At 72.4% G+C, this 16,890-nt stretch carries 17 protein-coding genes; 13 read left to right on the top strand and 4 right to left on the bottom strand.

The window, feature by feature from the left end; genetic code table 11:
- Nucleotides 1-63 precede the first annotated feature (63 nt).
- Nucleotides 64-1,329, top strand: coding sequence for a GNAT family N-acetyltransferase (locus tag ACFZDI_RS26920; RefSeq protein WP_391253821.1), 1,266 nt, complete (start codon nt 64-66; stop codon nt 1,327-1,329).
- A 270-nt stretch (nt 1,330-1,599) separates the two neighbouring features.
- A complete protein-coding gene (locus ACFZDI_RS26915) occupies nt 1,600-2,529 on the top strand; it encodes a winged helix-turn-helix domain-containing protein (protein ID WP_268838716.1) in 930 nt (309 codons plus the stop codon).
- Nucleotides 2,530-2,565: 36 nt separating this feature from the next.
- On the opposite strand, the gene ACFZDI_RS26910 is transcribed toward ACFZDI_RS26915, so the two are convergent.
- The gene (locus ACFZDI_RS26910; RefSeq protein ID WP_031143363.1) at nt 2,566-2,754 is read right to left on the bottom strand and encodes a hypothetical protein; all 189 of its coding nucleotides are present in this window, start codon (nt 2,752-2,754) and stop codon (nt 2,566-2,568) included.
- A 147-nt stretch (nt 2,755-2,901) separates the two neighbouring features.
- Here ACFZDI_RS26910 and ACFZDI_RS26905 point away from each other — a divergent pair, with 147 nt between their 5' ends.
- The 6 genes from ACFZDI_RS26905 (at nt 2,902) to ACFZDI_RS26880 (ending at nt 10,456) form a co-directional block, all read left to right on the top strand.
- Nucleotides 2,902-3,795: a winged helix-turn-helix domain-containing protein gene (locus ACFZDI_RS26905; RefSeq protein ID WP_234845570.1), complete on the top strand. Its 894-nt coding sequence runs from the start codon at nt 2,902-2,904 to the stop codon at nt 3,793-3,795.
- A 26-nt stretch (nt 3,796-3,821) separates the two neighbouring features.
- Nucleotides 3,822-4,544, top strand: a complete 723-nt coding sequence (locus ACFZDI_RS26900; RefSeq protein WP_234845571.1) for an HAD family hydrolase — start codon at nt 3,822-3,824, stop codon at nt 4,542-4,544.
- A 355-nt stretch (nt 4,545-4,899) separates the two neighbouring features.
- Nucleotides 4,900-7,089 carry a phosphotransferase gene (locus tag ACFZDI_RS26895; RefSeq protein ID WP_391253818.1) on the top strand — a complete coding sequence of 730 codons (2,190 nt, stop codon included), beginning with the start codon at nt 4,900-4,902 and terminating at the stop codon, nt 7,087-7,089.
- A gap of 26 nt (nt 7,090-7,115) precedes the next feature.
- Complete coding sequence (locus ACFZDI_RS26890) at nt 7,116-7,748, top strand: TetR family transcriptional regulator (protein WP_391253816.1); 633 nt, start codon at nt 7,116-7,118, stop codon at nt 7,746-7,748.
- Nucleotides 7,749-7,789: 41 nt separating this feature from the next.
- Nucleotides 7,790-9,808: a HelD family protein gene (locus tag ACFZDI_RS26885; protein ID WP_391253814.1), complete on the top strand. Its 2,019-nt coding sequence runs from the start codon at nt 7,790-7,792 to the stop codon at nt 9,806-9,808.
- 24 nt (nt 9,809-9,832) lie between these two features.
- Nucleotides 9,833-10,456, top strand: a complete 624-nt coding sequence (locus tag ACFZDI_RS26880) for an RraA family protein (RefSeq protein ID WP_391253812.1) — start codon at nt 9,833-9,835, stop codon at nt 10,454-10,456.
- A gap of 15 nt (nt 10,457-10,471) precedes the next feature.
- Here ACFZDI_RS26880 and ACFZDI_RS26875 read toward each other — a convergent pair whose 3' ends face one another.
- Genes ACFZDI_RS26875 through ACFZDI_RS26865 form a run of 3 tightly spaced genes read right to left on the bottom strand, consistent with a single transcriptional unit; the run spans nt 10,472 to nt 12,831 of the window.
- Nucleotides 10,472-11,650 carry a GDSL-type esterase/lipase family protein gene (locus tag ACFZDI_RS26875; RefSeq protein WP_391253810.1) on the bottom strand — a complete coding sequence of 393 codons (1,179 nt, stop codon included), beginning with the start codon at nt 11,648-11,650 and terminating at the stop codon, nt 10,472-10,474.
- 5 nt (nt 11,651-11,655) lie between these two features.
- Nucleotides 11,656-12,243 carry a WHG domain-containing protein gene (locus ACFZDI_RS26870; RefSeq protein ID WP_361116474.1) on the bottom strand — a complete coding sequence of 196 codons (588 nt, stop codon included), beginning with the start codon at nt 12,241-12,243 and terminating at the stop codon, nt 11,656-11,658.
- Nucleotides 12,244-12,291: 48 nt separating this feature from the next.
- Entirely contained in the window at nt 12,292-12,831 is a 540-nt protein-coding gene (locus ACFZDI_RS26865) for a DUF2269 domain-containing protein (protein WP_391253808.1), read from the bottom strand.
- Between the two features lie 111 nt (nt 12,832-12,942).
- On the opposite strand from ACFZDI_RS26865, the gene ACFZDI_RS26860 reads away from it, so the two are divergent.
- The 5 genes from ACFZDI_RS26860 (at nt 12,943) to ACFZDI_RS26840 (ending at nt 16,816) form a co-directional block, all read left to right on the top strand.
- Complete coding sequence (locus tag ACFZDI_RS26860; RefSeq protein WP_391253806.1) at nt 12,943-13,590, top strand: methyltransferase domain-containing protein; 648 nt, start codon at nt 12,943-12,945, stop codon at nt 13,588-13,590.
- Nucleotides 13,591-13,778: 188 nt separating this feature from the next.
- Nucleotides 13,779-14,765, top strand: coding sequence for an alpha/beta fold hydrolase (locus tag ACFZDI_RS26855; protein WP_391253804.1), 987 nt, complete (start codon nt 13,779-13,781; stop codon nt 14,763-14,765).
- Between the two features lie 249 nt (nt 14,766-15,014).
- Nucleotides 15,015-15,626: a helix-turn-helix domain-containing protein gene (locus tag ACFZDI_RS26850; RefSeq protein WP_391253802.1), complete on the top strand. Its 612-nt coding sequence runs from the start codon at nt 15,015-15,017 to the stop codon at nt 15,624-15,626.
- A gap of 87 nt (nt 15,627-15,713) precedes the next feature.
- Nucleotides 15,714-16,376 carry a hypothetical protein gene (locus tag ACFZDI_RS26845; RefSeq protein WP_234845581.1) on the top strand — a complete coding sequence of 221 codons (663 nt, stop codon included), beginning with the start codon at nt 15,714-15,716 and terminating at the stop codon, nt 16,374-16,376.
- A gap of 107 nt (nt 16,377-16,483) precedes the next feature.
- Nucleotides 16,484-16,816 carry a DUF2516 family protein gene (locus tag ACFZDI_RS26840; RefSeq protein WP_234845598.1) on the top strand — a complete coding sequence of 111 codons (333 nt, stop codon included), beginning with the start codon at nt 16,484-16,486 and terminating at the stop codon, nt 16,814-16,816.
- Nucleotides 16,817-16,890: the final 74 nt, after the last annotated feature.

The following is a 16,890-nucleotide window of genomic DNA, read 5'->3' as shown; positions in this document are numbered from 1 at the left end:
CGGGGAGGGCCGGCGGCACGATATTCGGACGACACCGGCCGGCCCTCCGCCTAGCGTGAATCCATGACCTCCGTGCCCCGCGCCGACGACATCGAGATACGTCCGATCGCCGAAGCCGAGTTCGCCGACTGGCTGCGCGCCGTGAACACCGGCTTCCTGCGGGCGCCGGCCCCCTCCGAGGAGGAGATCGAGGGCCGGCGGCGCGGGCGGTTCATCGAGGGTCGCTACCTCGGAGCCTTCGACCAGGGCAGGTGTGTGGCGACCTTCCGCTCCTTCGACCAGGAGCTCACGGCCGTGGGCGGCGCCGTCGTCCCGGCCGACGCCGTCTCGGGCGTCACCGTCACCGCCACCCACCGCCGCCGCGGACTGCTCAGCCGCATGATGGCGCGGGACCTGGCGGCCGCCAAGGACCGCGGGGACGTCGTCGCGACGCTGATCGCCGCGGAGTACCCGATCTACGGCCGGTACGGCTTCGGGCCGGCGACCTCGATGGCGGAGTGGACCGTCGACGTGCCGCGCACGGGCCTGGACGCCCGGTGGGCGGGCCCGGCGGACGGCGGGCGGATCGACCTGGTGGACGGCGAGGACGTCCGCAAGCTCGGCCCCGAGCTGCACGAGCGGCTGCGCCGCGGCCAGCCCGGCGCCATCGACCGCGACGCCTTCTGGTGGAAGGCCAACACCGGGGCCCTGCGCTGGGACCCGACGTGGAAGCAGCCCTTCTTCGCCGTGTACCGCTCGGCGTCCGGTGAGGTCGAGGGCATGGCCGCGTACGAGGTGGACGACAACTGGGGCGACGCCAAGCAGCCGTTGAACACGGCGACCGTGACATGGCTGATCGGCACGACACCGGCCGCGGAACGGGCACTGTGGGAGTACCTGTGCTCCATCGACTGGGTGGTGCGCGTGAAGAGCGGCTGGCGGGCACCCGACGACCTGCTCCCGCACCTCCTCCCCGACCCCAGGGCGGCCCGCATCACCACGCTCGCCGACTGGCTGTGGGTGCGTGTCCTGGACGTCGAGCGGGCGCTCGAGGCGCGGACGTACGAGGGTCAGGGGGCGCTGGTGCTGGAGGTCGCCGGCGTGGACGGACTGACCGGCGGGCGCTACCGGCTGGAGGCGTCGCCCGAGGGGGCGTCCTGCACGCCCACCACGCGGAGCGCGGAACTCGCAATGGGGCTGGGCGAGTTGGCGGCGCTGTGGCTCGGGGACGAGTCGGCGGTGCGGCTGGCGGCGCTGGGGCGGGTGCGGGAGGAGCGAGTGGGCGCCGCCCGAAAGGCCGACGCCCTGCTGCGTACGTCCAGGCGGCCTTGGTGCCCGGACATGTTCTGAGCCGCTCCCTCCTGCCGGGGTGCCGGCGGTGGCCGCTGGTGTGCTGTGGCCCGCATCCGTAGCGAGCTGTTCAGTTGTGGGTGCCGTGCGGCCGTGCCGGCCGGGCGGGACTCCCGGCTCCCCTCCGGAAGGGAGTCCTCTGGCGGGTGGCCAACCTCCTTGAAGGGGTGACCATGTTCCCCAAGTTGGCTACCAACTTCACAGTGCTTATCTCCGCAGGGAAGCGGCTCATAACCATCTTCCGCTGAACTGCCTAAAGATGGCGGGAAGTTGTACTGTGCCGGTGTGGACCCGGAAGCGGACCCGGAAGACGACTCCGTCCGAGGACGGAAGAGGTCAGGGCGGCCACGGAGAACCCATCACGAGGTGGCCGAGGAGCTGCGTGCCCGGATCAGGTCGGGGGCGCTGCGCCCGGGTGAGCGCATGCCCACCCAGGCCCAGCTGGCACACGAGTTCCAGGTCGAGCGCGGTGCCGTGCGGCAGGCGCTGCGGATCCTTCAGTCGGAGCGGTTGCTCACCAATGTGTCCAAGGGCAGCCCGGCGACCGTCGCGTCCGACCCCGTCGGTGCGCTGACCGGCCCACAAGCGCTGCCGCGGCCCACGACGGTGGCCCTCGCGCCGCGGATCGCCCGGGCGTTCGCGGCGGAGCACGTCGAGATCGACGCCGTGTGCCTGACGTCCGTCTCCCTCACGCTCGCCATCGGTGAGCCGCTGCGGCAGATCCATGCCGGGCGGCTGAAACCGGCCAAGGTCGACGTCCGGGTACTGCTGCCGAGCCGGGACATCGACCTGGCCTTCCCGGTGCCGGTCGAGGGGCGCGGCGACGACTGGGTGCACGAGCGGTGGCTGGCGATGCGCAACGCCCAGGGGCAGGTCCTGCAGCACAACCTGCTGGCTCTGCGTGCCACGCACGGCATCGACGTGCACGTCACGTTCCGGGCGCTGCCCTTCACCCCGCCGGTGAAGCTGTACCTGCTCAACGGCACGGAGGCGCTGTTCGCGTACTACACGCTGACGCGCCGGGAGGCCGAGACCGACCGCGAGCAGCCGGCGCTGTACGACGCCCAGGGCACCCGGTCCATGCTGTTCGCCTTCCGGCAGGGCGCGGGGCTGCGGGACACGACGTTCGTGGAGCAGTCGCACCTGTGGTTCAACGCACTGTGGGAGACGATCAGTTCGGAGCTGGTGCTCACGGGCTGACGTCTCCCACGGGTCGTTCCGGGGTGGTGCGGTGGCTCATCGGGCGGGCCCCGTCATGAGCAGCGCGAGCACGACCGCTCCGGCCGAGCTGACGGCCGGGCTCTTGGCCTTGACGCCCACGGTGAGAAGGATCAGGCCGACGATGCCGGCCGGACCGTACTTCCACTGGACGAGCTGTTCGAAGGCGACGACGAAGGCGGCGGAGAGGAGAGCGAGGGCGGGCATCGGTGTTCCCCCTTCGGAAGTCCGGAAGCAAAACTTCCGCCAACTCCGAGAAGTTGGCAACCAACTCTGATTAGGTTGTCCCCACTTGGCCCCTAGTCATAAACAACTTTCAAACAACTCCCGCCAGATAAATCAGAGTTGTAGCGTTTGGTCGTGACCCAGGAGAGTGTGGCGGAGAACGTGGCAGTCAACGGCAGCAGAAGGTCATCGCCCCAGGAGATCGCCGACAGCCTGCGGGAACGCATCCGAGCCGGTGAGCTCAAGCCGGGGGACCGCCTGCCCACCCAGGCGGAACTCGCGGAGGAGTTCGGCGTGGAGCGCGGCACGGTCCGCCAGGCCCTGCGGGTCCTCCAGGAGGACGGTCTCCTCACCAACGTCAGCAAGGGCAGCCCCCCGCGCATCGCGGCCCCCGCCCCCGCCCGCGGCGAGCCCCAGCCGACCATGGTGGGCCTGGCCCCGCGCCTGGTGGAGGCGTTCTCGGCACGCGCGGTGCGCGCCGACGTCGTCTGCCACACCGCCGAGACGCTGATGGTCGCCCTCGGCGAGCCGCTGCGCCTGATCCACGAGGGCCGCATCCGCCCCGAGTCGATCGACGTCCGCATCCTGGTCCCGTCCCGCGACATCGAGCTCGCCTTCCCGGTCCCGGTCGAGTCCCACGGCGAGGACGACTCCGTCCACCAGCGCTGGCTGGCCATGCGCAACGCCCAGGGCCAGGTCCTGCAACACAACCTGCTCGCCCTGCGCTCCACCCACGGCATGGACGTCCGGGTCCGCTTCCGGGCGCTGCCGTTCACCCCGCCGGTGAAGCTGTACCTCCTCAACGGCGAGGAGGCGCTGATGGGTTACTACATGCTGACCAGGCGCGAGGAGGAGTGGGGGAGCAGGACCCTGGACATGTACGACGTCCTGGGCTCCAAGTCCCTGCTGTTCTCCTTCGCCCGGCGGGCCGGCCGGCGGGACGCGGCGTTCGTGGAGGAATCCCAGAAGTGGTTCGACGCCCTCTGGGAAACCATCACGACCGACCTGACACTCTCCTCGTGACTCCTGATACGGCGCAGACTGGTGCGGTGACAATCGAGACCGAGAACGATCCGTACGGACTCCGCGATCTGACCGGACGCGCGCGCGTCGTGCTCTGGGACTTCGACGGGCCCATCTGCCGCCTGTTCGCCGGGCATTCGGCGGAGCAGGTGGCGAGCGGCCTGGTCTCCTGGCTGGAGAGCCGGGGCCTGCACGGCCTGCTCACCGAGACCGAGCGGGAGTCCCTGGACCCGCACGTGGTGCTGCGCGCCGTGGACCGCCGTCATCCGGGCAGCGACCTCGTCGCCGAGCTGGAGGAACGTCTCACCCAGGAGGAGCTGCGGGCCGCGTCCTCGGCCTGGCCGACCGCCTACGCCGACCCGTTGATCCGCACCTGGACCGCCGTGGGCTCGCGCCTGGCCATCACCACGAACAACTCGCCCCGGGTGGTCCGCAAATACCTCGCGGGGCGCGGCCTCGCCGACTGCTTCGCCCCCCACATCTACGGCCGGACCCAGGAACTGCACCATCTGAAGCCGCATCCGCACTGCCTGAACCGGGCGCTCAACGCGATGGGGGTGGCGCCGGGCGATGCCCTGATGATCGGCGACACACCGTCCGACCGCGAGGCGGCCGAGGGTGCCGGGGTGCCTTTCCTGGGATACGCCCGCAACGAAAGAAAGGCCAAGCTCCTGAAGAAGGCCGGGGCCGACGTGGTCCTGGACTCCCTGGAACCCCTGCTACGGCTGCTGCGCTTGCGACGGCCCTAGGGACGACGATCCGGACTCGGCCGGCAGCGTCTTCGTGGACACCATGTGCAAGTGGTACGGCTCCGTGTGGGACCTGTTGTCCGAGGGGCCCGAGTAGCGGAAAAGGTGCTGAGAAGACAGCAGGGGGCCGGGGGGCTGCCGGGTGTAGCATTCCCGCACCGTGCAGCGATTGAGTCACACGCTCGTCCTCGTTCGTATGGGAAGGGGCCGACCGGCCGCCATCGAACAAGCTCGCGCACGCTCATACGGATGAGTGGCACACCACCCGTGATGGCGCACTCCGCCGTGCGCGGCACCCACCGCGAACCTACCGTTTGCCCTACCATCCCCCCTTCTCGCACTTCCGGAGCGGCCCGTGGGCGCACCCTCTCCTTCCCGTCCGCTTATCGGGGAGCGCGCCTCGCACGACGCCACCTGCCGGGCCTTCGTGCAACGGGCCGCCGAGCTGGGTGTGGCGACCAGCGGCCACCACAACCGGAACTACGTCCTTCCGCTCACGGAGGGCATGGCCCGCCTGGTCGGGCGTGAGCCGGGGACGTCGGTGACGGTCCGGATCCGGCGTCCGGACGCGCTGCCCGTCGTCATCCGGACGTGGCAGGACGAGGCGGAGATCCTCGGCGCCGTCCGGGCGGTCCTGCCGCACGCACCGGAATGTCTGGTCAAGGGCGAGGAGTTCGCCGTCCACAGCTTTGTGGAGGGCGTTCCGCTCTCCAGCGTCTGCGCCGACGGCAAGCCCGTCGACACCCTGCTGATCCAGGCTCTGGCCGGGCTGCTCGCCCAGATGGCACACGTACGGCGGGGCGCGCTGCCCACCCTGCCGTCCGTCTGGCCCCGCAACGACACGGACAGCCAGGGCTTCCTCCAGACGCTGGTCCATCTGGCCGACCGGCAGATCAGACGGCCCAACTGGACTGCCTTCGGTGGGCTCTTCGCGGCGCTCGGCATCCCGGAGGACGCGCTCACCGGGCTGGCCGGGCGGGTGCCCGCGATGTCCCGGCGGCCGTACAGCCTGCTCCACGCCGACCTGCACCGCGACAACGTGATCGTGTCGTACGCGAGCGACCCGCCCCTGATCTGCGTCGACTGGGAGCTCGCCACGTACGGCGACCCGCTGCACGACCTCGCGACGCACCTCGTGCGGATGCGCTACCCGGCGCACCAGTGGGCCGAAGTGGTCGACGCCTGGGGCGAGGCCATGCAGCAGGTCCGCCCCGCCGCGGTCAGCGGCCTGGCGCGGGACCTGCGGCACTATCTGGCGTTCGAGCGGGCGCAGTCCGTCTTCCCGGACGTGATGAGGGCCGCCCGGTCGCTGGAGGAATCGTTCACCCAGACGAGTCTGGACGAGGCGACGGCCGAGGTGCGCCGGGCCCTGGAGGCGGCGGCGGAACCGCTGCGGCTCGTCGGTGTGCCGCGGGAGGGCGAGATCCGGCGTGCCCTGTTCCGGTGGCTGGTGTCGCGCATGAACGGGGACATCAGCGGCCGGGCGTGGATCGCGGAGGCGTTCGAGTGGCGCCCCGACCGGCGGGTTCCCGAGCGCCCCGACTTCCCGTCCACCGCGGTCCGGGAGGCCCTGCTGGCGGAGGGGGCCGCGCCCGCGGGCCGGGTGTTCAAGGGCACCGCGCACCTGAACACCGTGGTGGCGGTGCCGGGCTTCGACTCGCCGGTGGTCGTACGGCGCAAGCTGCCCGACGTGTGCCGCCGGGAGCGCGGCTTCCTCAGCGAGCACGCCGTGCTGCGTGCGATCGAGGAGTCGTCGGTCGGGGTGGCGGCGCCGCGGGTGCTCGCCCTGGGCGAGACCTACCAGAGCGACACCATCGCCCTGCACACCTACGTGGGCTCGCGGGACGTCGACCGGCCCCCCAACCACCCCGTGCACGGTCTGCTGCCGCACGAGGCGGACGGCCTGGTGGACCAGCTGTGCGCGCTGACGCGGGTCAGGTACGAGCAGGTCGACCCGACCGCCGGCGAGGGCGCGTTCCACCACTGGCTGCGGGACCAGCTGGTCTCCCTGGTGCGGGACCTGCCGAAGGCCTCGCAGCAGCTGGCGCGGCACCTCGGGCTGCCCGACCCGGACCGGCTGCGGCTGATCCTCTCCCGGCACGAGGTGAGCGACCGCGAGCCCGCGCTCCTGCACGGCGACCTGAACCCCTGGAACCTCGTACGCCGCGACGACCGGCTGGCCCTGACCATCATCGACTGGGAGATGGCCGTCGTCGGCGACCCCCTGTACGACCTCGTCCGGAACATGCACCTCACGCCGACCCGGCCGGAGATCAGGGAGCGCATGTTCCGCCGCTGGGAACGCCTGCTGCCCGCCGAGTACACCCGCGACTGGCGCAAGGACTGGCGGGTGTACCGCCGGCTGGAGATCGTGCGCTCCGCCTACGTCGACCTGGACCGCATCGTGACGGGCGCCAGTCTGGACGCCCCCAACGTCCGGCGGGCGGTGGACTCCTACGCGGTGACGCTGGCCGTCGCCACGGGCTCGCTCGGCCTCCCGGTGCGCTCCACGGCGAACCCGTACCTCGCCCGCGCCCTGGCCTGACCCCGCCGCTGCGTAGGCTCCCCGGTATGACCAACCCGGGCCTGCGTGAGCGCAAGAAGCAGCGGATGTACGAGACCGTGTCGGACATCGCCGTGCGGCTCTTCCTGGAGAAGGGGTTCGACGCGGTGTCCGTCGCGGAGATCGCGGCGGCGGCCGACATCTCGAAGCCGACGCTGTTCCGGTACTTCCCGGCCAAGGAGGACCTGGTCCTGTACCGGATCGCCGACCACGAGGGGGAGGCGGCCCGGGTGGTGGCGGAGGCCGGGACGGCGCCCGTGGAGGCGCTGCGGCGGCACTTCGTGGAGGGACTGGAGCGGGGGGACCCGGTGACCGGGCTCAACGACCATCCCGAGGTGCTGGCCTTCCACGCCCTGCTCTACGGGACGCCCTCGCTGGTGGCTCGGGCGCACGCGCATCAGGAGCGGTCGGAGGCCGCGCTCGCCGAGGTGCTCGGAGGGGACCTGGACGCCAGGCTGGCCGCCGGGCAGATCATGGCCGTGCTGCGGGTGCTGGCGCTGGAGAACTGGCGGCGGATCGCCGCGGGGGAGCGGGCGGCCGACGTGCGGCAGGACGCGGTGGCGGCAGCGGAGCGGGCGTTCGGCCGGCTCGCGGCCGCACTGCCCCCCGGCCTCCCCGGCAACCTTGATGAAACTCGGTAATTTATTTAACTCGGTTAGATTTTCGGCGTACGCTCGGTGCCATGACCTCCACCGAGCCTTCCCTCCAGCACGCCCTCGACAAGGAACGCGCCCACCACGAGCGCTGCCGGACCGCTCTCGCCGCGATGGTGGAGGGCGCCGGTGAACAGGTCGTCACCGGCGAGGACGTGTCCGCGTCCGGGGCCGACGCCGAAGTCCTCGGACACCGGCTGCGCAGCCGGGCCAAGGCACTGCGGGAACTGCCCGAGGGGCCGCTGTTCTTCGGCGCCCTGGAGAGCGGGGAGGGGCCGTTGCACATCGGGCGGCTGCGGATCTCCGAGCACCCGGCCCGACCGCCCCTCGTCGTCGACTGGCGTGCGCCCGTCTCGCGCGCCTTCTACCAGGCCTCGGCGCGCGACCCGCAGGGCGTCGCCGTGCGGCGGCGGTTCGGCTGGGCGCCCGGCAGCCGGGGCGAGTCACGGGACCTCACCGGCCTGGAGGACGAGCACCTGGAGCAGGGGGAGGCCCGCGACAGCGAGATCGTCGCCCGGGAGATCGAACGGCCCCGGGTCGGGCCCATGCGGGACATCGCCGCGACGATCCAGCCCGAGCAGGACGACCTCGTACGGGAGGACCTGGCGGTGTCGGTGTGCGTGCAGGGCGCGCCGGGCACCGGCAAGACCGCCGTCGGGCTGCACCGGGCCGCCTATCTGCTCTACACGCACCCGCGGCGCATCCGGCGCGGTGGTCTGCTGATCCTCGGACCCCACCGCACCTTCCTGTCGTACATCGCCGAGGTGCTGCCGGCCCTGGGCGAGACGGGGGTGCGGCAGTCGACCCTGGGCGAGGAGATCGCCCGCTGCTCCGTCCGGGGGGCCGACGACGGGCCGGCCGCCCTCGTGAAGCACGACGCCCGGATGGCCGAGGTGCTCCGGCGGGCGCTGTACGCGCGGGTGCACGCCGACGGCGGCGGCGCGTCGCTCACCGTGCCGGACGGGTCGTACCGGTGGCGGGTCCCGGCGGGGGAGCTGGCGGAGATCGTGGCACGGGTGCGGGAGGAGGAACCGCCCTACGGGGTCGGGCGGGAGCGGGTGCGGGCACGGATCGTGCGGTGTCTGCGCGAGCAGGCCGAGCGGCGGGCCGGGCCGCCCCCGAACGCCTGGGTGCGGCGGATCGAGCGGGCCCGGCCGGTGTCGGCGTACGTCGACGCCGTGTGGCCGCGGGTACGGCCCGAGGAGGTGGTGGCCGGCCTGCTCGGCGACGAGGAGGCGCTGGCCGCGGCGGCCGAGGGGCTCCTCGACGGCGGTGAGCAGCGGGCGCTGCTCTGGCGGCGGCCGCCCAGGTCCTGGAAGTCGGCGCGCTGGTCGGCCGCCGATCTCGTGCTGCTCGACGAGGTGGCGGGGCTGATCGAGCACCCGGAGGGGTACGGGCACGTCGTCGTCGACGAGGCGCAGGACCTGTCCCCGATGGAGTGCCGGGCGATCGCCCGCCGGGCCCGCTTCGGTTCCCTGACGGTGCTCGGTGATCTGGCGCAGGGGACGACACCGTGGGCGGCGCGGTCCTGGCGCACGGTCCTCGCGCACCTGGGGAAACCTGACGCGGCCGTGGTCGCCCTGACCACCGGGTTCCGGGTGCCGCAGGCCGTCGTCGGGCTCGCCAACCGGTTGCTGGAGCGCCTTGACGTGGACGTGTCCGCGAGCCGTTCGCTGCGCGCCGACGGTGAGTTGAGGCTGCGGGAGACGACCGAGGACGGCGTGCCCGGCGCGGTCGTGGCGGCCGTACGGGACGCGCTGGGCCGGGAGGGATCGGTGGGGGTCGTCGCGGCCGACGCGGACGTCCCCCGGCTGCGGGCCGCACTGGACGCGGCCGGGATCGGGGCGGCGGGCCCGGACGAACTCGGCGCGCGGGTCGCCCTGGTGCCCGCGAGTGTGGTCAAGGGCCTGGAGTACGACCAGGTCGTGGCCGTCGAGCCGGCCGCGATCGCCGAGGCCGAGGAACGGGGGCTGCACCGGCTGTACGTGGTGCTGACCCGGGCGGTCTCCCGGCTCGAGGTGGTGCGGGGGAGGCCAATGCCCTTCTAGGGAACGGGGGTTAGGGTCCGTGTCATGACTGACGTCGACGCGTTCACGGACATCCCCACGACCACCCTGGCCGATCTGCTGGGCCGCGGGCAGGTCATGGACATCGGGATCCGGCCCCTGTGGGGTCCCGTTCCGCGGGTGGCCGGACCGGCCTTCACCGTCGACTGCCCGCCCGGCGACAACCTGATGCTGCACGCCGCGATCCACCAGGCCGGCCCCGGCTCGGTCGTCGTCGTGGAGTCCGGCGACCTGGACTACGCCCTGGCCGGCGGCAACGTGTGCGCCGTCGCGCAGCGCCGGGGCATCGCCGCGTTCGTCGCCGACGGGCTGATCCGCGACCTCGGCGAGGTCCGGGACCTGCGCTTCCCGGTGTTCGCACGCGGTGTCATCCCCATCCCGGGCACCAAGTCGGCCGCCCGGCCGCTGAACGAGCGGGTGCGCTGCGGCGGGGTCGCGGTCGACGCGGGTGACACGGTCGTCGCCGACGCGGAAGGCGTGGTGGTCGTCCCCGCGGCCCGCCGCGCGGAGGTCCTGGCGGCGGCCCGGGCCAAGCTGGCCAAGGAGGCCGACGAGACCCTGGACGCCTGGGAGTCGGCCCATCGCACCCGTATCGACCGGATCCTGGCGGACCAGGGCTTCGACGGCTGACCGGCCGGCCGGTCGCTACCCCGCGGCGAAGGGCCCTCCGTTCGTGAAGGCCCGGGCGTGGAAGCGGTCGCCGATGTGGCGGTGGGTGGCCGCGTCCGGGTGGACGTGGTCGGGCAGGGGGAGGGCGGCGGCGTCCTGCGCGCCGTAGAGGTCGAGGCCGTCGAGGTAGTGCAGGTTCGGGTCGTCGGCGGCACGCTGTCCGACGATGCGGGACAGCTCCTCGCGGATCACGGTGAGGGTGAGCTTGCCGGTGGGCGTCTCCGCCGGGTCACCCATGGCGCAGAAGACCAGGCGGCCCTTGCGGATCTCGTCCGCGTCGGGGGCGGTGGGGCCCGGCGTGTCCTCGTGGATGGCGCAGTGGATGGGGGACACGAGCAGCAGCGGGGTGTCCGGGTGTCCCTCGCGGATCGTGTCGAGGAAGCCGTGCACGGCGGGGCCGAAGGTGCGCAGCCGCATCGCGTCCTGGTTGACGATGTTGATGCCCATCTTCACGCTGATCAGGTCGGCCGGGGTGTCCCGCATGGCGCGTGCGGTGAACGGGTCGAGCATCGCGCTGCCGCCCAGACCGAGGTTGATCAGCTCCACACCGCCGCGCGCGGCGGCGATCGCCGGCCAGATGGCCGTGGGGCTCGCGGCGTCCGAGCCGTGGCTGATCGAGCTGCCGTGGTGCAGCCACACCCGGCGTCCCCGGTCCGGGACCGGCTCCACGGGGGCGTCCGTGCGCAGGGCGATCAGCTCGGTGGTCTCGTTGTGCGGGAGCCAGATCTCGACGTCCTTCTCCTCGGCCGGCAGACCCGTGAAGCGGACGGTGCCGACCGGGCCCGGCGTGAGCTCGCTCTCCCAGGTGACCAGGTCGACGGTGAGGACGTTGCCGCCGGTCCCGGTGGCCTGTCCGGCCGGGCGGCCGTCGACGAGCAGGTCGTACAGGCCGTCCGGGCGGGACGGGAAACCGGTGTAGTCGCGCTTGGTGCGCAGCGTGTCCAGCTCGACGGCGGTCGCGGCGGTGCGGAACGCCAGCCGTACGCCGGAGGGCTGGGCCTCGGCCATCGCCAGCTGCGGGTTGGTGTTCTGCGCGCGGGCCCGGGCGGGCAGGCGGTGGGGGAGCAGGCCGCGCTCGGTGCGCTCCACGTCGAGGGCGCCGCGCAGCAGGTCCGCCGTGACGGGCGTGGTGATCCAGTCGTGCTCGGTGTGCATGGGTGTCAGCCTCGGGGATCGGTGGGGGCCGCGGGCCAGTTCCGCAGCAGCGTGTCGAGGGCGTCGAGGATCCGGGCCCAGGTCTCCTCGGTGTCCGGAGCGCTGTGACTGAAACCGCCGCCGAGCTCCAGGCTGACGTAGCCGTGGAAGACGCTGCCGAGCAGCCGGACCGCGTGGGTCTGGTCCGGCTCCGTCAGGTCGTAGCCGCGCAGCAGGGCCCGGGTCATCTGCGCGTGCCGGACACCGGCGCTCGCGGCCGCCGTCTGCGGATCGAGTCGCAGCTGGGCGGCGGCGTAGCGGCCGGGGTGTTCCCGGGCGTAGTCGCGGTACACGTTCGCCAGGGCGGACAGGGCGTCCTTGCCGGCCCGTCCGGCCAGGGCGTCGGCGGCCCGGTCGGCGAGTTCGGTGAGGGCGAGCAGGGCGATCCTCGTCTTCAGGTCCTGGGAGTTCCGCACGTGCGAGTACAGACTCGCGACCTTGACGTCGAACCGGCGGGCCAGTGCGGAGACGGTGACCTGCTCGAAGCCGACCTCGTCGGCGAGTTCGGCGCCGGCTTCGGTCAGCCGCTGGGGTGTCAGTCCTGCACGTGCCACGAGGCTCCTCCCTTGTGCCTGAAGGAAGTGTGCATTTGCCTAAAGCCTTTAGGCAAATCTCTGTGCTTGTTTGCCGCGACGGGTCCTCCCCCAGGGCTTGAGGACGGAGATCGCCGTCATGAACACATAGGCGGACAGCGACACGACCGGTCCGAACAGCACGTCACCGGCGTCCGGCAGCGGCCCGCCCGCGGCGACGGAGGCGACCGCCGCGTGCACCGCGGGGCGCAGGGCGAAGACGGTGGCGGTGGTGGTGGCGAGGGTCAGCCAGAACTTCGTGTACACCCACCGGTACCGGGCCAGGCCCCACACTGTGCCCAGCGACAGCACCAGGCCGCTGAGGAGCGTGAGCAGGGCGACGGGAAGGAGCAGCCAGTCCGCGAAGAGTTGCATGGCCCGGACTGAGGCCGCCACGGTGACGTCGGAGCCGGTGGTGGCCGCGGTGGTCCCGAGCGCGAGCAGCCCGAGCGTGAGCCCGAGCCAGCAGGCGGAGGCGGTGACGTGCACGACGAGAACGGCCCGGCGGGCGGCCCGCCCGAGCCTCCGGGGCGGGCCCGGCTGCGACTTCTGCCTCGTATCCATGTCCATGCGCGACACCCTGCCGGGCCGGGGCCGCGCGGTCGTCTCCCGGCGGGAGCAGACCGGCGTACCGACGTCGGAGTACGGACCGGTGTCACCGCCGTCGTCTAGCGTCGCGGCATGACGGAGCCTTCCCATCTCACCGCGATCCGCGAGTCCTACGACACCGTCGCGGCCGCCTACGTCCGGCTCGTCCCGGAGCCCGCCGGGCTGGACCCGGTGTCCCGCGCGATCCTGGCCGCCTTCGCCGAACTGGCGGCTCCCCTCGGGCCGGTGGCCGACCTCGGCTGCGGCCCCGGCAAGGTGACGGCACATCTGGCAGCCCTGGGTGTACCGGTGTTCGGCGTGGACGTGTCGCCGAGGATGGTCGAACTGGCCCGGGCGGCGTACCCGGAACTCCGCTTCACCGTCGGCTCGATGACCGCACTGGAGATCGACAGCGGCGAACTCGGCGGCATCCTGGCGTACTACTCCACCCACCACACCCCGCCGCAGTGGCTGCCGAGCGTCTTCGCCGAGTTCCACCGCACCCTCGCACCCGGGGGCCGGCTGATGCTGGCGGGCCACGTGGGCGACGGCGAGCACCTGCACCCGACACGGGCGTACGGCGACCATCCGGTGTCCTACGAGTCCCATCTGCTGCCACCGGACCACATCGCCGAACTCCTCGAACGGGCCGGGCTGGTGATCACGACACGGGTGGTGCAGGAACCGGAGGGCGGGTCGAAGCGCCCGGCGGGCACGTTCCTGGCGTACAAGCCGCGGTAGCGGGACGGCTGGAGCGGGCAGGGGGCCCTCAGTCGTTCGGTGCGGCTTCTTTGGGGGGGGAGTCCGCCCATCAGCCCAACCCGGCCCGCGGGCTTGCCGGTTCGGCAACGTCGATCGCGTCGGGTGGCCGCCCCGCCGCATGATCGACGGGTACCCGCCGGCGCCCGCGAACCGAGGAGAAGCCGCCCATGCGATCCGAGCCGACCGCCGCACTCCGCCACCGCATCGTCGAGGCCCCGGCCGGGCGTCTGCACCTGGTCGAGCAGGGCCGCGGCCCGCTGATCCTGCTGCTGCACGGCTTCCCCGAGTCCTGGTACTCCTGGCGTCATCAGCTCCCGGCCCTCGCCGCGGCCGGGTACCGGGCGGTGGCGATGGACGTACGCGGCTACGGCCGCTCCTCCAGACCCGCCGCGACCGAGGCCTATCGGATGCTCCACCTCGTGGAGGACAACGTCGCCGTCGTGCGCGGCCTCGGGGAGGAAAGCGCGGTGGTCGTCGGCCACGACTGGGGCTCCAACATCGCCGCCGCCTCCGCCCTGCTCCACCCCGGGGTCTTCCGCGCGGTCGGCTTGCTGAGCGTCCCGTACGCGCCGCCCGGCGGCCCCCGCCCCACCGACGTCTTCGGCCGGATCGGCGGCCCGGAACAGGAGTTCTACGTCTCCTACTTCCAGCAGCCCGGCCGCGCCGAGGCGGAGATCGAGCCCGATGTCCGGGGCTGGCTCGCGGGCTTCTACGCGGCCCTGTCCGCCGACACCATGCCGGCCGAGGGCGAACCCGACCCGCACTTCCTCGCCCCGGGCGGTCGGATGCGCGACCGCTTCCCCACCGGCCCGCTCCCGGCCTGGCTGAGCGAGGAGGACCTCGACGTCTACGCCGGGGAGTTCGAGCGCACCGGCCTGACCGGAGCCCTCAACCGCTACCGCACCATGGACCGCGACTGGGAAGACCTCGCCCCCTACCGCGGAGCCCCGATCACACAGCCCGCCGTGTTCATCGGCGGCGCACTGGACGCCTCCACCACCTGGATGGCCGACGCCATCGAAGCCCACCGCACCACCCTCCCCGCCCTGTCCGCCTCCCACGTCCTGGACGGCTGCGGCCACTGGATCCAGCAGGAACGCCCCGAGGAGGTCAACAGCCTCCTGACCGAATGGCTCGCCACCCTCCAGGACTGAACGGAGCGGGCTGGGCCACCGACACCTCTGACAGCCGGAGCAATTGAACTGGAGGGCGTGCGCGCCGCGCTGGACAGGCCGGGCAAGGAGTTCGTCTTCGTCGCACGACGTCCCTAGGGGCGCCGCCAGGGCCGAGCGGTGGGACGTGGACGCAGGTCCGAGGGCGGGGCAGGAGGCCGGCGGCGTGGTGTGACGCACTTTTGCAAGCGGGTGCTTGCAATAGTTAGCGTGGTGTTGCACTGTGGAGGCATGGCCTCGCTCAACGTCGGCAATCTCGGTGACTACCTGCGCGAGCAGCGGCGCACTGCGCAGCTGTCGTTGCGGCAGCTCGCCGACGCCGCCGGGGTGTCCAATCCGTATCTGAGCCAGATCGAGCGCGGGCTGCGCAAGCCGAGCGCGGAGGTGCTGCAGCAGGTCGCCAAGGCGCTGCGGATCTCCGCCGAGACGCTGTACGTCCGGGCCGGCATCCTCGACGCCGAGCGGGACCGGGACGAGGTGGAGACGCGTGCCGTCCTCCTCGCGGACCCGACGCTGAACGAGCGGCAGAAGCAGGTGCTGCTGCAGATCTACGAGTCCTTCCGCAAGGAGAACGGATTCGGGGACGGGGACAACGACGGCTCGGACGGCGCGGGCGTCGTCGGTGTCGTCACCGCGGACGGTGCGGTGAGCGTCGACGGGGACGCTCCCGGCACCGCGATACCCCCGGCCGGCCCGGCCGACGGCGGCCCGTCCGCCCGGCGCCGCAGCCGCACGAGCGTGGAACAGAGCGACAGCACGAACGACGGCGGTACGACCGCCACCCGCCGCACCCGCAAGGGCAGCGGCCGCAGCGAGACCGATCCGCAGCAGACGGCCGGCTAGCCGGACCAGGGCATGGGCCGCCCGCCGCGGATCACACAACCCTCAGCCGAACCCTCGAGCGAAACAGAATCCGGGAGGACCATCACCATGGCCATCACCGACGACCTGCGCAAGACCTTCAGCGACCCGACGCCGCTCTACTTCGCCGCAGGCACCGCCGACCTCGCCCTTCAGCAGGCCAAGAAGGTGCCGGCCCTGGTGGAGCAGCTGCGCTCCGAAGCCCCCGCGCGGTTCGAGGCCGTCCGCAACACCGACACCAAGGCCGTCCAGGAGAAGGCCTCCGCCCGGGCCAAGGAGGCCTCCGCCCGCGTCAAGGAGACCCAGGAGACCCTGCAGACCAAGGTCACGCAGTTCATCGGCTCCATCGACGTCGACCTCAAGAAGCTCGGCAGCACGATCGACGCGGACCTGAAGAAGATCGGCGAGAGCGCCCAGGACTTCGCGCTGCGCGGCGTCGGCGTGGCCGCCGAGTACGCCGTCAAGGCCCGTGAGACCTACGAGAAGGTCGCCGAGCACGGCGAGCAGGCCGTGCGGACCTGGCGCGGCGAGGCCGCCGACAGCATCGAGGACGTCGCCGAGGGCGTCGAGGAGCTGGCGGTGGCCGTCGAGCCGAAGCCGAAGCCGCAGCCGGTCGCGGTCACGGAGGAGCCGGCGAAGCCCGCCGCCCAGGCGAAGAAGGCCCCGGCCGCCAAGAAGGCCCCGGCGCCCAAGCCCACCACCGCCAAGAAGACCACCCCGCCCGCGAAGTAGGACGGCGGAGCGGCCACACGGGCCGGGCACCCTGGGGGTGCCCGGCCCGTTGTACGGGTACGGTGACCGCGTAGGACGAGCCGAGTCAGGTGGTGGACGTTGTGCTGATGCAGGGCTTCGCAGGGTTTATGTGGCTTCTGAGCATGGCCCTGATCGTTTTCAGCGCTTTCGCGCTGCTCGACGCGGCCGTGCGCCGGGAGGACGCCTACCGCGCGGCCGACAAGAAGACCAAGCCCTTCTGGCTGATCATCCTCGGGATCGCCTTCGTGGTGAACCTGCTCTTCCCGATCCTGTCGTTCCTGCCGATCATCGGCCTCATCGCGACGATCGTGTACATGGTCGACGTACGGCCCGCGATCCGGGCGCTCCCGGGCGGCGGCCGCAGCCGGCGCGGCTCCAGCAGTGACGGCCCTTACGGCCCCTGGAACGGCGGCCGGTAAGGGCTCTCGGAGCAGGAGGGCCGGGTTACGGCACCCGGTCCCGTACGGCCGGGAGGCTACGGCACTCGGTCCCG

Origin of the sequence: Streptomyces sp. NPDC007907 (genome assembly GCF_042959365.1) — a bacterium.
GTDB classification, from domain to species: domain Bacteria; phylum Actinomycetota; class Actinomycetes; order Streptomycetales; family Streptomycetaceae; genus Streptomyces; species Streptomyces indiaensis.
This window is presented reverse-complemented; position numbering and strand designations above follow the sequence as displayed.